Raw genomic sequence first — 13,654 nt, forward strand, 5'->3', positions numbered from 1 at the left:
TCGGCGGGCTTTCGGGAAAAGGCCACTGAACCCTGAAACTCCATGCTTCAAAGCACTGACCGCCCGGCCTGCGCGGGTTCCCAAAACCCTCAAGGGCTGGAACAATGCGGGGCTTTGTATCAAGACGTTTTTCCGGGGAGTGGCGGGTGCAGATTCAGGGTCATTACGAGCTTAAATTCGAAGCGGTACGAGAAGCGTTTGCGGCCCTCCTCGACGATCCTCAGGAACGCGGTGCTGCATTGTGCATTCAGATCGGCGGCGAAACAGTCGTCGACCTGTGGGCCGGTACGGCGGACAAGGACGGTAGTGAAGCCTGGCACAGCGATACCATCGCCAACCTGTTCTCCTGCACCAAGACCTTTACCGCCGTGACGGCCCTGCAACTGGTTGCCGAAGGCAAGTTGCAGCTCGATGCGCCGGTTGCCCGGTACTGGCCCGAGTTCGCCGCGGCGGGCAAGGAGGCAGTTACCTTGCGCCAGTTGCTCTGCCATCGGGCCGGCTTGCCGGCACTGCGTGAGTTGCTGGCCCCCGAAGCGCTGTACGACTGGCAAACCATGGTCGATGCACTGGCTGCCGAGGCGCCTTGGTGGACGCCGGGTGAGGGGCATGGTTATGCCGCGATTACCTATGGCTGGCTGGTGGGGGAGTTGCTGCGCCGTGCCGACGGCCGGGGTCCGGGCGAATCGATCGTGGCGCGTATTGCCCGTCCATTGGCGCTGGATTTCCACGTCGGCCTGGCCGATGAAGAGTTTCATCGCGTGGCGCACATCGCACGCGGCAAAGGCAACGTGGGTGATGCTGCCGCACAGCGTCTGCTGCAGGTGACCATGCGTGAGCCAACGGCCATGACCACGCGAGCCTTCACCAATCCACCGTCGGTCATGACCAGCACCAACAAGCCGGAATGGCGCCGGATGCAGCAGCCGGCGGCCAATGGCCACGGCAATGCGCGTAGCCTGGCCGGGTTCTACAGTGGTCTGCTCGATGGCAGTTTGCTCGAAAGCGACATGCTCCAGGAACTGACCCGCGAGCACAGCCTGGGTGAAGACAAGACGTTACTGACCCGGACCCGTTTTGGCCTGGGTTGCATGCTCGATCAACCGGACGTTCCCAACGCCACCTTCGGCCTCGGACCTCGGGCGTTTGGCCATCCCGGGGCGGGTGGTTCCGTCGGATTTGCCGACCCGGAACACGATGTAGCCTTCGGTTTTGTCACCAATACCCTGGGGCCTTACGTCTTGATGGACCCGCGTGCGCAGAAGCTGGTGCGGGTTTTGTCTGAATGCCTGTAAATAGAGTTGCTGAAGGCGCTTTTTCGATAAAAAATGCTTGGTAACTTTCCGTGTTACAAAGCGTCTGTTGTATACGGGTCACAGCGACCCACAGCTATTTATCTCATTTTGTGGATATCCCATGTCACCGAACAAATCTCTAGCCTTGGCACTGTGTCTCAGCATCACTGGTTGCGCACAGACCCCACAAAATGACGCAGACGGTGGCCACTGGTGGTCATTGGGTTCCGGTCCCGACAAGGTCGCGGACAAAGGCACTGCCAAGCAGGACGTCAAAGCGGATCCCAAGGCAGCCAGTGCGCCGGCTCCTGCCAGCACTGCAGCCAGTACTGCCAGCAAGGCCAAGCCTGGTGTAAGCGCTGCAGCGCCCGCGGCGGCTCCTGCGCCAACCCCGACGCCGGTCGCCAAGGCCCAGGACACTGGCAGCAGCTGGTGGCCGTTCGCCTCCTCGGCGTCCGCCGACAAGGCACCCGCCTCGGAAATCAAGGTACTGGCGCCAATCCCTGCCAGCACGTCCGCCGCAGCGGCGGCCAAGGCCGATTCCGAGAGCAAATGGTGGTGGCCATTCAACGACCAGCCAAAAGCGGTGACCAAGGCAGACATCAAGGACGTTCCGATGCCTGATCCGAAAATCACCCAGGCCTGGCTGGACGACTACGAGCCACGCCTGCGCAGTGCCATTCAGGACAAGCGTTTGCAGGTAGAGCGTCGTGAAAACGTGCTGGTGGTGATCGTGCCGGTAGACGAAACCTTCAACCCGAAACGGCCGACCATGCTGCTGCCATCGACGCTGGGTCCGTTCTCCCGGATCGCCAAGCTGGTGGAAGGCGATACCAAGACCTCCGTCCTGGTCCTCGGCCATGGCGACTCCTCAAGCGCAGCCTCGTCGGCACAAGCGTTGAGCAAGGATCGTGCGACCTCCGTGGCGTCGATCTTCAGCCTCGGCGGCTTGAAGCGTGATCGCCTGATGTTGCGTGGCATGGGTGACCTGATGCCGCGTGCCGCCAATGACAGTGCTCAGGGTCGTGCCTTGAACCGTCGCGTGGAAATCGTGCTGACCCAACGCACCACCATGTTGGCGTTGCTGAGCAAGTACAGCCAGCCGACCCCGCCAGCCGCTGAAATGGTTGCGACACAGAGCGCGAAGCCTGCGACCGCAGCGGTAACTGAGAAGAAAGCCGCACCCGTGAAGAAAACCGCTGCGACTAAAAAGGCTCCGGCCAAAAAAGCCGCACCTGCCAAGAAGCAGCCGGCCAAGACCACCACTGCGGCGAAAAAGCCGGTGACGCCGACGGCTGATGCAACGGCAAAGAAAGCCAGCGGCCAGTAATCAGGCCAGGCACTGATTGATCAAGCACAAGGAAAATGCGATGACCCGGGCTCTGGCGGATATGCGCCGCGACTACACCCGCGATGGTTTGACCGAGGCTCAGGCCCCGACCGAACCCTTCGCGTTGTTTCATCAGTGGTTTGCCGAGGCGGTGAAGACCGAGCAACCTCCGGTCGAGGCCAACGCCATGACCCTGGCCACTGTTGATGCGCAAGGTCGCCCGCATTGCCGGATCCTGCTGCTCAAGGGGCTTGATGATCAGGGTTTTACCTTTTTCACCAACTACGACAGTGCCAAGGGTCAACAACTGGCGGTCAACCCGTTTGCCGCCATGACCTTCTTCTGGCCGACCCTGGAGCGCCAGGTACGGATTGAAGGGCGTGTGGTGAAGGTGACGCCTCAGGAGTCCGATGCCTATTATCAGGTGCGGCCAATGGGCAGTCGCCTGGGCGCCTGGGCATCTCCTCAGAGCGAGGTGATCGCTGATCGCGCCGAACTGGAAGAGCTGCTCAAGGTTACCGAGCAGCGCTTCACTGATACTCAACCGCATTGTCCGGAACACTGGGGCGGCTATCGTTTGCTGCCTGAGCGTATCGAGTTCTGGCAAGGCCGTCCGAGCCGTCTGCACGACCGTTTGAACTACCGACTGCAAGACGGCGGCTGGGGCCGTGAGCGTCTGGCCCCCTGAATCCTCTACCGGGCTGGGTAGGTGGCTGCGGCCGCCTCCAGCCACTTCGGCAGGTCCCTGCGTTTGATCTTCTGCTGCCGGGCGTTGTCCAATTGTTGCAGCATGAAGACTTTTTTCTGTTCGTCGTTGCCCGCCAGCGCCAGTGCCAGGTCGCGGTCCATCCAGCGTTTGATCCGCACATACAGCCACCCGTGGAAGTACAGGCCGGCAACGGTGGTGACGACAATGATGAAGTAGTCCATGAAAGTCCTTGGGTATTGCGGCGCAGGTTCTGAAAATGACCGCTACTGTATGAGGCGTTCTCGGGTGCGGCTGTACGGGGCCTGAATGAAACCACTTTTATCCGGGCGGCGTCGTGACAGGCGTCAAGCTGCGGAGTTTAATGAATACTGATCCTTTGGAGTTGATGCTATGCGTAAGTCTGTTCTGTTGGTTGCTTCCTTTTCCACGATGGCGATGTTGCTCACGGGCTGCCAGTCCAGCCTGACGGGTGATTCCTATTCCCGTGACGAGGCACGTCGGGTGCAGACAATTCGCATGGGGACCATCGAAGCCCTGCGTCCAGTGAAAATCGAAGGCACCAAGACCCCAATCGGCAGCCTTGCCGGTGCGGCCGTTGGTGGCGTCGGCGCCAGTTCCATTGGTCAGGGCAATGGCAGCATTGTGGCCGGAATCATCGGCGCGGTCGCAGGCGGCTTGATCGGTTCGGCTACCGAAGAAGGCCTGACCCGTACCCAGGGTGTGGAAATCACCGTGCGTGAAGACGACGGCAGCATGCGTGCCTATGTGCAGCAGGTTCAGGAGAACGAAGTGTTCCGTGTCGGCGAGCGCGTACGTATTGCCAGTGTCGATGGCACCAGCCGCGTATCGCACTGAGTTCCTGGCGCTCAAAACAAAACCCCGATCAGGTGACTGGTCGGGGTTTTGTGTTTTCAGTTGCTTGCAACGCTAGCGGCTTACGAGGAAATCGCCGGGCTCTTGCGACTGGCCATGGCTGTTACCGTGTAACCGATCAGTGCGGCGAGGATCGAGCCGGTCAGGATGCCCATGCGGTCCATGCCAGCGTATTCGCTGCTGCCCGGCACGAAAGCCAGCGAGCCGACGAACAGGCTCATGGTGAAGCCGATACCGCAGAGAATCGCGACGCCCAGTACCTGACCCCAGTTGGCGCCGGCTGGCAGGGCGGCGATGCCGGTTTTCACGGCCAGCCAGGTCAGGCCGAACACACCGACGGTCTTGCCCAGCAGCAAGCCGATGGCGATACCCATTGGCACGAAGTGGGTGAAGCTTTCAACCGTGACGCCCGCCAGCGGCAGGCCGGCGTTGGCGAATGCGAATAGCGGCAGGATGCCATACGCGACCCATGGGTGCAGCGCGTGCTCCAGGCCCAACAGCGGTGATGGCTCGGCATTCCTGGTGCGCAACGGTATGCAGAATGCCAGGGTCACGCCGGCCAGCGTGGCGTGGACACCGCTCTTGAGCACGCAGACCCACAGGATCAGGCCTATGATCATGTACGGCCCCAGCTTGACCACCCCGAGGCGGTTCATCGCCACCAGCGCGGCAATACAGGCGGCGGCCAGCATCAACGACAGTGTCGAGAGGGCGCCTGAGTAGAAGATCGCAATGATGATGATCGCACCCAGGTCATCGATGATGGCCAGGGTCATCAGGAACAGCTTCAGCGACACCGGTACACGTTTGCCCAGCAGGGCGAGCACGCCCAGGGCGAAGGCGATATCGGTGGCGGTTGGAATCGCCCAGCCATCAAGGGCAGGAGGATTGTCCTTGTTGAGGAACCAGTAGATCAGTGCGGGTACGAGCATGCCACCAACGGCGGCGGCTCCCGGCAGTACGATCTGCGAGGGCTTGGACAAATGCCCTTCAAGGACTTCGCGCTTGACCTCAAGGCCGATCAGCAGGAAGAACAGCGCCATCAGCCCGTCGTTGATCCATAACAACAGGGGCTTGGCGATTTTCAAGGCGCCGATCTGGGCGACCACGGGGGTCTCCAGCAGGCCGTTGTAGAGCCAGGACAGGGGTGAGTTGTTGATGATCAAGGCAAGAACTGCAGCGGCAATCAATAACAGACCGCTGGCAGCTTCCAACTGAAAGAAACGCGTGAAAGTGCTACGCAGAGGCAAGGTCGCTCTCCATCTATAGATTCAAAAGGTGGAACACCCTAACCCGTACGGTTAGTTGTTAAAACAAAAGTTATATTCTTTTTTGTTATATACCGTTACAACAGTGCCTCGACAGAGCCTAGCAGTTGCCTGGTGTATTGAACCCCAGCTGTACCTGTGCGTTATGTAGGTTTTTTCCTAAGCTTGTGGGCTGAGCCCTTTGACGAGGCCAGACCGTGCCTGTTGTCACCGCCAGGTTTCCCTACGGCCAACCGATTCAACGAGAAAAAGACCATGAGCGACAACCGACAGTGGGCCCGCGAAGCCATCCGGATCATCGAAGCCGACTTCCAGCGCAGCGCCGACACGCATTTGATCCCCTTGCCGCTGCCAGGCCTGTCGGGGATCGAGTTGTACTTCAAGGACGAGTCCAGCCACCCCACGGGCAGCCTCAAGCATCGGCTGGCGCGTTCGCTGTTTCTGTATGCGCTGTGTAATGGCTGGCTCAAGCCGGGCGCGCCGGTGATTGAAGCGTCCAGTGGTTCGACGGCGATTTCCGAGGCTTACTTCGCGCGATTGCTGGGCCTGCCGTTCATTGCGGTGATGCCGGCAACGACGTCCCCGGAAAAGATTGCACAGATCGAGTTCTATGGCGGCAAAAGCCATCTGGTACAGGACCCGACACAGATCTACGCCGAGTCCGAGCGTCTGGCGCGCGAGCATGACGGGCACTTCATTGACCAGTTCACCTATGCCGAGCGTGCCACTGACTGGCGAGCCAACAACAACATTGCTGAGTCGATCTTTCAGCAGATGCGCTTCGAGCGTTATCCGGAGCCGAGCTGGCTGATTTCCAGTCCCGGTACGGGCGGCACCACGGCAACCCTGGGGCGTTATGTGCGTTATCGCCAGCACCGCACCCGTGTGTTGTGTGCCGATGCCGAGCGCTCAGTGTTCTTCGATTACTACCAGAGCGGCGATGCGAGCTTGCGCCTGGATTGCGGTTCGCGCATCGAAGGTATTGGCCGGCCACGGGTGGAAGCCTCGTTTATGCCGAAGGTGATCGATGCGATGGTCAAGGTGCCGGATGCCTTGTCGCTGGCGGCCATGCATTACCTGGCGCAGCGCCTGGGGCGGCATGTGGGCGGCTCCAGCGGGACCAACCTGATTGGTGCCCTGATGGCAGCGCAGCAGATGACGGAGGCAGGGGAGAGTGGTTCGATCGTGGCGATTCTGTGTGACAGCGGTGAACGCTATGCCACCACCTACTACGATCAGGACTGGTTGAAAGCGCAGGGGTACGAGTTGAGCGGTTTGATCGCGGCCGTTGCGGCCAGTGTCGAACGTGGCGAGCCGTTACCGACTTCAGTCCTGCGCGCCAATATCTGACAGCTCAACCGCCTACTCCTTGTGGGAGCAGGCTTGCCAGCGAAGAAGGATCACGCGGGTGATGGCTTCGCCAGCAAGCTTGCTCTTACAGGGAGGGTCAGGCTTCGATTCCGAGAATATCCCGCGCCACCGCTTCGGCGATGCGAATCCCGTCCACGCCTGCCGACAGAATCCCACCGGCGTAACCGGCGCCTTCACCGGCCGGGAACAGGCCTTTGACGTTCAGGCTCTGCATCGTTTCGTTGCGGGTGATGCGTAGCGGTGACGAGGTGCGGGTTTCGATCCCGGTCAGCACGGCGTCGTGCAGCGAGTAGCCGCGAATCTGCTTCTCGAACGCTGGCAAGGCTTCACGAATGGCTTCGATAGCAAAGGCTGGCAACGCCAGTGCCAGATCACCCAGCGCCACGCCGGGCTTGTAGGACGGCTCGACACTGCCCAGTGCCGTCGAAGGCTTGCCCGCAATGAAATCGCCGACCAGTTGGGCCGGTGCTTCGTAGTTGCTGCCACCGAGCACAAACGCGTGGGACTCCAGGCGCTCCTGCAATTCGATCCCAGCCAGCGGGCCGCCCGGATAATCGACTTCCGGGGTGATGCCCACCACGATCCCGGAGTTCGCATTGCGTTCGTTACGCGAATACTGGCTCATGCCGTTGGTGACCACGCGGTTCGGTTCCGACGTTGCTGCCACCACCGTACCACCCGGGCACATGCAGAAACTGTAGACAGAGCGACCGTTCCTGGCGTGGTGCACCAGTTTGTAGTCGGCGGCACCGAGCTTCGGGTGGCCGGCGTACTTACCCAGGCGCGCGCTGTCGATCAGCGATTGCGGGTGCTCGATACGGAAACCCACCGAAAACGGTTTGGCTTCCATGAACACGCCACGGCCGTGGAGCATGCGGAACGTGTCGCGGGCGCTGTGGCCGAGGGCCAGGACCACGTGCCGGGAGCGGATCTGTTCGCCACCGGCCAGCTCGATGCCGGTCAGTTGGCCGTCTTCGATCAGGACGTCGGTGACTTTCTGCTGGAAGCGCACTTCGCCACCCAGTGCACGAATCTGCTCGCGCATGTTTTCGACCACACCGGTCAGGCGGAACGTACCAATGTGCGGCTTGCTGACGTAGAGGATTTCTTCCGGCGCGCCGGCCTTGACGAATTCGTGCAGGACTTTACGGCCGTGGTGCTTGGGGTCCTTGATCTGGCTGTACAGCTTGCCGTCGGAGAACGTCCCCGCGCCGCCTTCACCGAACTGCACGTTGGATTCAGGGTTGAGCACGCTTTTGCGCCACAGGCCCCAGGTATCCTTGGTGCGCTGGCGTACTTCAGTGCCACGCTCGAGAATGATCGGCTTGAAGCCCATCTGTGCCAGCACCAGTCCGGCAAAAATCCCGCACGGGCCGAAACCGACCACCACCGGCCGCTCGTTCAGGTCCTCAGGGGCCTGACCGACCACCTTGTAGCTGACATCCGGCGCGGTGTTGACGTTACGGTCGTCGGCGAACTTGAGCAGCACCTTCGCCTCGTCGCGCACGTTGAGGTCGATGGTGTAGATGAAGCACAGTTCGGAGGACTTTTTCCGCGCATCGTAGCTGCGCTTGAACAAGGTGAAATCGAGCAGGTCATCACTGGCGATGCCCAGGCGCTGCACGATGGCAGGGCGCAGGTCTTCTTCGGGATGGTCGATCGGCAACTTGAGTTCGGTGATTCGTAACATGACAGGATCCGGTTCGCGGGCGCACCAATGCGCCAAGGCGTTTCACAAACCGTCGATTATAAGCCCCAATGGCCGGTTCCAGTGAGGCTAAAACAGCAGCTCGTCGAATCAGTCGCTGCGGGCACCGCCGAAATACGCACAACCACGCTGAACCTGGCCATTGACCCGCAATTCTGCGCTCATGGACTGGACGCTGGGCAGGGTCGGGTCAACGCAGCGTTGCGGGGCGATCCAGAGTTCGACGTGTTGGTTGTTGGCTTCGCTGCTGAGGTTGAAGCGGCCGTCACCAACTTGTTCTTCCAGGTAGGGCAAGGCCAGTGCCGGCTGCCCCGCGCGCTGGATGACCATGCCCTTGCCCGTCACGTTGACGCTCCATTCGGGGGTGTTGCCGCTGGCCCGCAGGATCAGGCGCTGGAAGTCGGGGTTGTCACAGGACGCACCCAGACGCTGCAGGCGATACAGTTGCTGGACGTCGAGTTGTGCCTGGTTGCCGGAGACAGTGGCCGAGGGCACCCGACCGCGCAGGTCGGCGAACACTTTGTGCTGGGTGCCGGCCAGTGTTGCCGCTTCCTGCAGGACGCTGGTGGCGCCCGCGTCATTGACGAGGTACTGGCGGTTTTCCTGGCACGGCGCAAACACCAGCTTGCCGTTGGCCATGCTGAGTTCGCCCTGCATGCGGGTCAGGCCGGCCGTGGAGGGCGCCTGCGGCGAACTCTGAAGCAACTGGCAACCGCCGAACAAGGGCAGCAGGGCGACAAACATCAGGGAACGGGCAGCGCGCATCGATGGCTCTCCAGGCAAGTGCCGCCACGTTACGCAGCCGCGCCGGCAATCACAAGGCCGGTGTGACTCGGGGCGAGTTTGAGGACGGTCTGCTGCAACATTCTGTGCATTGTTCGTGCATGGGGAAGACCGGGTGTGTCGGCTACCCTGTGATCAGTCTTTTCAATGTCTGCTGGGGTGGGAATGCGCTACAAGGTTTGGTTGTTGTTGCTGGCGATGGCGGTGACCACGTCCAGTCAGGCGATCGAGATTGATCTCTCATCGGCTAGGGACTTCATCAGGATGGAATTGCTGTTAAAGGATATCGACAGATCCAACCCCGACCTGGTGAGTTTGACTGTCACACTCTCTCCCCAAGCGGCGGAGCGTATGGAGAAAGTCTCTCGTGAGTCGATAGGCCAGCCATTGACCCTGCTGATCAATGGCCGGGTGATAACTACGGCGACCGTGCAATCAGTTCTTGGTGCGCAGCTCCAGGTCGCGATGTCGCGCGCCATCGCCAGGGATCTGTTACCCACGCTTCTGGACTGACGCAAGAGGGTCTCAGTTGACGTGAAAGGTCTGGCCGGTCTGCAAACCTTCCACGCTCTTGGCGTAGGCCAGCCCGACATCGGCCCCCGATACCGGCTTGTAACCCCGGAAATACGGGGCGTAGCTACCCATGGCTTCGACCAGCACGGTAGGGCTGACCGAGTTGACGCGCAGGCCACGGGGCAACTCGATGGCGGCGGCACGTACGAAACTGTCCAGTGCCCCGTTGACCAAGGCGGCCGATGCGCCGCTGCGGATCGGGTCATGGCTGAGGATGCCGCTGGTGAGGGTGAACGACGCGCCATCGTTGGCGTACTCGCGGCCGATCAACAGCAGGTTGACCTGGCCCATGAGCTTGTTTTGCAGGCCCAGGGTAAAGCTTTGTTCGCTCATTTCGTCCAGCGGGGCGAAGGTGACGCTGCCGGCCGCGCAGACCAGCGCGTCGAACTTTCCGGTTTTTTCAAACAGGGCACGGATCGATGCGCTGTCACTGATATCGACCTGGAAGTCGCCGCCGTTGCGACCGATGCGGATGATTTCGTGGCGCTGTGACAGTTCTTTGTCGACTGCCGAACCCACGGTACCGCTGGCGCCAATCAAGAGAATTTTCATCGTGCTGTTTCCTCGGGTAAGTAAACGAGGTTTTAGTCTAGAGTGGTTTTTTCTGTTGATAAGCGCACTAATAGGCAACCTTTGGTTTTCAAAAGGAAACAATCCATGAGTGAAATGGATGATCTGGCGGCCTTCGCGGTGTTGATCGACGCTGGCAGCTTCACCTTGGCGGCGCAGCAGCTAGGGTGCAGCAAGGGGCAGTTGTCCAAGCGCATCAGTCTGCTGGAAGCCCGATTCAATGTGGTGTTGCTGCAACGCACTACGCGGCGCCTGAGCCTGACGGCAGCGGGAGCGGCATTGTTGCCCCAGGCGCAGGCCCTGATGGTCCAGGTCGAGCGGGCGCGCCAGGCCTTGGCGAGGCTGAAGGACGACATGGCCGGTCCGGTACGCATCACCGTGCCGGTATCCTTGGGCGAGACGTTTTTCGATGGCCTGCTGCTGGAGTTCTCCCGGGAGTATCCCCAGGTCCAGATCGAGCTTGAACTCAACAACAGCTACCGCGACCTGTCCCGCGACGGTTTCGACCTGGCGATCCGCTCAGAGGTGGCCAACGACGAACGCCTGGTGGCCAGGCCGCTGTTGGCCTGGCACGAAATGACCTGTGCCAGTCCAGTCTACCTTGAGCAGTTCGGCGAGCCTCGGACGCCCGCAGACCTGGCCGAACATCGGTGCCTGCTCAACAGTCATTACAGCGGTCGGGAAGAGTGGCTGTACCACCAACAACATGAGTTGTTGCGAGTACGAGTGGGCGGACCCTTTGCCAGCAATCACTACAACCTGCTGAAGAAAGCCGCACTGGCCCATGCCGGCATCGCGCGGCTGCCTTCCTATCTGCTACAGGCGGAACTGGCGGATGGCCGCTTGTGCTGGCTGCTGCGCGACTACCAGACCCGCAGCATGCCGATGTACCTGGTGCACCCGTATCAGGGGGGCTTGCCCAGGCGCACGCAGGTGTTGGCCGACTACCTGATTGGCTGGTTCAAGCGCAGCGGCGAAGCGTTGGATAGCCTTCAGCGATAATGCCTGGCGATCAAGTGGTCGATCGACAGCTTGCCCGGGCCGGTGGCCATCAGGTACAGCAGGATCGCCGCCCAGGTGCCGTGGGTCGGGTAGGCATCGGGGTAAACGAACAGTTGAATGGTCAGGGTCATCCCCAGCAACGCCAGTGCGGAAAAACGCGTGGCGAAGCCCACCAGGATCAGGACTGGAAACAGGTGCTCGGCAAAGGCCGCCAGGTGCGCGGCGATTTCCGGCGATAGCAGGGGGACGTGGTACTCGCTCTGAAACAATGGAATAGTCGAGTCGGCGAGGTGCGGCGCACCGAGTTCAAAGGTGCCGTCGATCAGGTCGATCGCCAGCCCCTCGACCTTGGTTTGCCCCGACTTCCAGAACACCGCGGCAATGGAGAACCGCGCGATGAAGGCGATCAGTCCCTGTGGAATTCTACTGAGCCACTCGATGGCGCGTTCGACCAGGCGGGCAACAGGGTTGATGTGTTCGCGGTGGGTGTTCATGGCGATACCTTGTCGTGTTGTTGCAGATGGGTAATGGCGTTACGGCTGATCAGTAGCGCCAGGCATTGGCTCAGGTCGAATGCCGGTGTGACATCCAACGCGTGGATTGCGGCCTGCTCCAGGCAGTCACCGGCTTGCAGGCGCTCGATAAAGCGGGCAGCCCCTTGATCGATGGCGAACACCTCGACGTGCAGGCCGTTGCGCAGGATTAGGGCGCACTGCTCTCGGTAAGGGGTCAGGGAGGGCGGCGGCTGGTCGTCCTGATGGGCGCTCCACACGCTGACCAGTGCATAAGGCGAGCAGAGGGTGAACAGCGACGGGTGCAGCTGAAACCGCAGCTGCGCCAAGGTTTCGGGCTCATTCAGGGCGGCGGCGAGCTGCATCGGGTCAATGCAGCCGGCATCGGCCGCGTGATAGGCGTTGATCCGCAGCCGCTCCAGGCGGGCAACATCGGCCAGGTACGGCACGCTGGCCGCAGGTGCAAAACCCTGGATGAAGTCGGCAAAGTCATGGCCGTAATCATTGATCACGGCATGGCGCGGGGGAGCATCTTGAACATAGGTGCGCGCCATGGCCCGGAAAAACGCGTCACCGACCAGTTGCAAGACCACCGGAAAGCTGTCCGTGAGAACATTGATCAGCGAGCTTTGTACGTTGTTCCGATAGACCGCGAAGCGACTGTCGGGGGCGGCGCCGTTGCTGCTGAACAATCCGGATGGGCAGGCCAGCGATGGATCCAGCAGCGCGGCGGCGAAGGTGGCTTGATCGCTCATGGCCGGGCTCCGGCGCAACGCAGCAACTCATCCGCCTGACGGGCTTCGTCGCACAGGACAGACAACGCCGGGATCTGATGGTCGCGTTCGATCAGGGTGCCCACCGGGCCGACGCGTTCCAGTACCTGCTGATACAGGGTCCACACGGCGTTATCGATGGGGGCGCCGTGATCGTCGATCAGCAGGCGGTCCCCCAGGTTGTCGGTGTCTTCGGCAAACCCGGCCAGATGAATCTCTCCCACCGCGTGCAGTGGCAGGGCGTCGATGTAGGCCAGCGGGTCGCGCTGGTGATTGATGCAGGACACGTAGACGTTGTTTACGTCCAACAACAGGCCGCAACCGGTGCGGCGTACAACGGCGTTGATGAAATCGGTTTCGCTCAGGCTCGCGTGGCGCCATTGCAGGTAGGTGGCGGGATTCTCCAGCAACATTGGACGTTTCAGCCGGGTTTGCACCTGATCGATATGTTCGCAGACGCGGTTGAGGGTTGGTTCGTCGTAGGCCAGTGGCAGCAGGTCATTGAGAAACACCGGGCCATGGCTGGACCAGGCCAGGTGTTCGGAAAAGGAATGGGGTTGATAGCGCTCGATCAACCCGGCAAGGCGCTCGAGATGCCGGGTGTCGAGTGGGCCTTCGGCACCGATCGACAGGCCGACGCCGTGCAGCGACAGTGGGTATTGGTCGCGGATCAGGCCCAGGTAGTGATGAAAGGGGCCGCCGGCGACCATGTAGTTTTCAGCGTGGACCTCGAAGAAGCCGATGTCCGGTGATGAGTCGAGCACTTGGGTGAAGTGCTCGCTCTTGAGTCCCAGTCCGGCGCGGGGCGGGAGCAGGTTCGCGCCTGCCTGGGCAACGGGCCGGGTGGAGTGTGCAGGTGAGGTCGGCATCATCAGGGCTCAGGCAGGGAC

Annotated in this window: 15 protein-coding genes; 7 read left to right on the plus strand and 8 right to left on the minus strand. The window is 61.2% G+C overall.

Annotation, left to right across the window (positions count from 1 at the left end; genetic code table 11):
* Nucleotides 1-146: 146 nt before the first annotated feature.
* The 3 genes from CKW29_RS21030 (at nt 147) to pdxH (ending at nt 3,310) form a co-directional block, all read left to right on the plus strand.
* Complete coding sequence (locus CKW29_RS21030; RefSeq protein ID WP_095149039.1) at nt 147-1,292, plus strand: serine hydrolase domain-containing protein; 1,146 nt, start codon at nt 147-149, stop codon at nt 1,290-1,292.
* Between the two features lie 121 nt (nt 1,293-1,413).
* On the plus strand, nt 1,414-2,622 hold the full coding sequence (locus CKW29_RS21035; RefSeq protein ID WP_095146791.1) for an OmpA family protein: 1,209 nt from the start codon (nt 1,414-1,416) through the stop codon (nt 2,620-2,622).
* Between the two features lie 40 nt (nt 2,623-2,662).
* Complete coding sequence (gene pdxH / locus CKW29_RS21040; protein ID WP_095146792.1) at nt 2,663-3,310, plus strand: pyridoxamine 5'-phosphate oxidase; 648 nt, start codon at nt 2,663-2,665, stop codon at nt 3,308-3,310.
* Nucleotides 3,311-3,315: 5 nt separating this feature from the next.
* Here the strand turns inward: pdxH and CKW29_RS21045 are convergent, their stop codons facing one another.
* Complete coding sequence (locus CKW29_RS21045) at nt 3,316-3,552, minus strand: hypothetical protein (protein ID WP_095077402.1); 237 nt, start codon at nt 3,550-3,552, stop codon at nt 3,316-3,318.
* 169 nt (nt 3,553-3,721) lie between these two features.
* Here CKW29_RS21045 and CKW29_RS21050 point away from each other — a divergent pair, with 169 nt between their 5' ends.
* Nucleotides 3,722-4,186: a glycine zipper 2TM domain-containing protein gene (locus CKW29_RS21050; RefSeq protein ID WP_095146793.1), complete on the plus strand. Its 465-nt coding sequence runs from the start codon at nt 3,722-3,724 to the stop codon at nt 4,184-4,186.
* An 80-nt stretch (nt 4,187-4,266) separates the two neighbouring features.
* Here CKW29_RS21050 and nhaA read toward each other — a convergent pair whose 3' ends face one another.
* The gene (gene nhaA, locus CKW29_RS21055) at nt 4,267-5,454 is read right to left on the minus strand and encodes a Na+/H+ antiporter NhaA (protein ID WP_095146794.1); all 1,188 of its coding nucleotides are present in this window, start codon (nt 5,452-5,454) and stop codon (nt 4,267-4,269) included.
* Between the two features lie 273 nt (nt 5,455-5,727).
* Between nhaA and CKW29_RS21060 the strand changes: the two genes are divergently transcribed.
* Entirely contained in the window at nt 5,728-6,822 is a 1,095-nt protein-coding gene (locus CKW29_RS21060) for a PLP-dependent cysteine synthase family protein (protein ID WP_095149040.1), read from the plus strand.
* Nucleotides 6,823-6,919: 97 nt separating this feature from the next.
* On the opposite strand, the gene CKW29_RS21065 is transcribed toward CKW29_RS21060, so the two are convergent.
* Nucleotides 6,920-8,533, minus strand: a complete 1,614-nt coding sequence (locus CKW29_RS21065) for an NAD(P)/FAD-dependent oxidoreductase (RefSeq protein WP_095146796.1) — start codon at nt 8,531-8,533, stop codon at nt 6,920-6,922.
* 108 nt (nt 8,534-8,641) lie between these two features.
* The gene (locus CKW29_RS21070) at nt 8,642-9,316 is read right to left on the minus strand and encodes a COG3650 family protein (protein ID WP_095146797.1); all 675 of its coding nucleotides are present in this window, start codon (nt 9,314-9,316) and stop codon (nt 8,642-8,644) included.
* A 183-nt stretch (nt 9,317-9,499) separates the two neighbouring features.
* On the opposite strand from CKW29_RS21070, the gene CKW29_RS21075 reads away from it, so the two are divergent.
* The gene (locus CKW29_RS21075) at nt 9,500-9,847 is read left to right on the plus strand and encodes a hypothetical protein (protein WP_256584929.1); all 348 of its coding nucleotides are present in this window, start codon (nt 9,500-9,502) and stop codon (nt 9,845-9,847) included.
* 12 nt (nt 9,848-9,859) lie between these two features.
* Here the strand turns inward: CKW29_RS21075 and CKW29_RS21080 are convergent, their stop codons facing one another.
* Nucleotides 9,860-10,459 (minus strand): short chain dehydrogenase, encoded by a 600-nt coding sequence (locus CKW29_RS21080; RefSeq protein ID WP_095149042.1) that lies wholly within the window; start codon nt 10,457-10,459, stop codon nt 9,860-9,862.
* 105 nt (nt 10,460-10,564) lie between these two features.
* Between CKW29_RS21080 and CKW29_RS21085 the strand changes: the two genes are divergently transcribed.
* The gene (locus CKW29_RS21085) at nt 10,565-11,479 is read left to right on the plus strand and encodes a LysR family transcriptional regulator (protein WP_095149043.1); all 915 of its coding nucleotides are present in this window, start codon (nt 10,565-10,567) and stop codon (nt 11,477-11,479) included.
* Here the strand turns inward: CKW29_RS21085 and CKW29_RS21090 are convergent.
* From CKW29_RS21090 to CKW29_RS21100, 3 genes are read right to left on the minus strand one after another with little or no spacing between them, the layout of a single operon-like run.
* Complete coding sequence (locus tag CKW29_RS21090; protein ID WP_095149044.1) at nt 11,470-11,973, minus strand: DoxX family protein; 504 nt, start codon at nt 11,971-11,973, stop codon at nt 11,470-11,472. The genes CKW29_RS21085 and CKW29_RS21090 overlap by 10 nt on opposite strands.
* On the minus strand, nt 11,970-12,746 hold the full coding sequence (locus CKW29_RS21095; protein ID WP_095146802.1) for a DUF2063 domain-containing protein: 777 nt from the start codon (nt 12,744-12,746) through the stop codon (nt 11,970-11,972). The genes CKW29_RS21090 and CKW29_RS21095 overlap by 4 nt, the downstream gene beginning before the upstream one ends.
* On the minus strand, nt 12,743-13,636 hold the full coding sequence (locus CKW29_RS21100) for a DUF692 domain-containing protein (protein WP_371850801.1): 894 nt from the start codon (nt 13,634-13,636) through the stop codon (nt 12,743-12,745). The genes CKW29_RS21095 and CKW29_RS21100 overlap by 4 nt, the downstream gene beginning before the upstream one ends.
* Between the last annotated feature and the right edge of the window lie 18 nt (nt 13,637-13,654).

The organism is Pseudomonas sp. Irchel s3a18 (genome assembly GCF_900187535.1).
Classification (GTDB): Bacteria; Pseudomonadota; Gammaproteobacteria; order Pseudomonadales; family Pseudomonadaceae; genus Aquipseudomonas.

Bases quoted from the DNA above. Each gene is read 5' to 3' on its own strand.
- CKW29_RS21035 (WP_095146791.1), top strand. From the start codon at position 1,414: ATGTCACCGAACAAATCTCTAGCCTTGGCACTGTGTCTCAGCATCACT.
- pdxH (WP_095146792.1), top strand. From the start codon at position 2,663: ATGACCCGGGCTCTGGCGGATATGCGCCGCGACTACACCCGCGATGGT.
- CKW29_RS21045 (WP_095077402.1), bottom strand. From the start codon at position 3,552: ATGGACTACTTCATCATTGTCGTCACCACCGTTGCCGGCCTGTACTTC.
- CKW29_RS21050 (WP_095146793.1), top strand. From the start codon at position 3,722: ATGCGTAAGTCTGTTCTGTTGGTTGCTTCCTTTTCCACGATGGCGATG.
- CKW29_RS21060 (WP_095149040.1), top strand. From the start codon at position 5,728: ATGAGCGACAACCGACAGTGGGCCCGCGAAGCCATCCGGATCATCGAA.
- CKW29_RS21065 (WP_095146796.1), bottom strand. From the start codon at position 8,533: ATGTTACGAATCACCGAACTCAAGTTGCCGATCGACCATCCCGAAGAA.
- CKW29_RS21070 (WP_095146797.1), bottom strand. From the start codon at position 9,316: ATGCGCGCTGCCCGTTCCCTGATGTTTGTCGCCCTGCTGCCCTTGTTC.
- CKW29_RS21075 (WP_256584929.1), top strand. From the start codon at position 9,500: ATGCGCTACAAGGTTTGGTTGTTGTTGCTGGCGATGGCGGTGACCACG.
- CKW29_RS21080 (WP_095149042.1), bottom strand. From the start codon at position 10,459: ATGAAAATTCTCTTGATTGGCGCCAGCGGTACCGTGGGTTCGGCAGTC.
- CKW29_RS21085 (WP_095149043.1), top strand. From the start codon at position 10,565: ATGAGTGAAATGGATGATCTGGCGGCCTTCGCGGTGTTGATCGACGCT.
- CKW29_RS21090 (WP_095149044.1), bottom strand. From the start codon at position 11,973: ATGAACACCCACCGCGAACACATCAACCCTGTTGCCCGCCTGGTCGAA.
- CKW29_RS21095 (WP_095146802.1), bottom strand. From the start codon at position 12,746: ATGAGCGATCAAGCCACCTTCGCCGCCGCGCTGCTGGATCCATCGCTG.
- CKW29_RS21100 (WP_371850801.1), bottom strand. From the start codon at position 13,636: ATGATGCCGACCTCACCTGCACACTCCACCCGGCCCGTTGCCCAGGCA.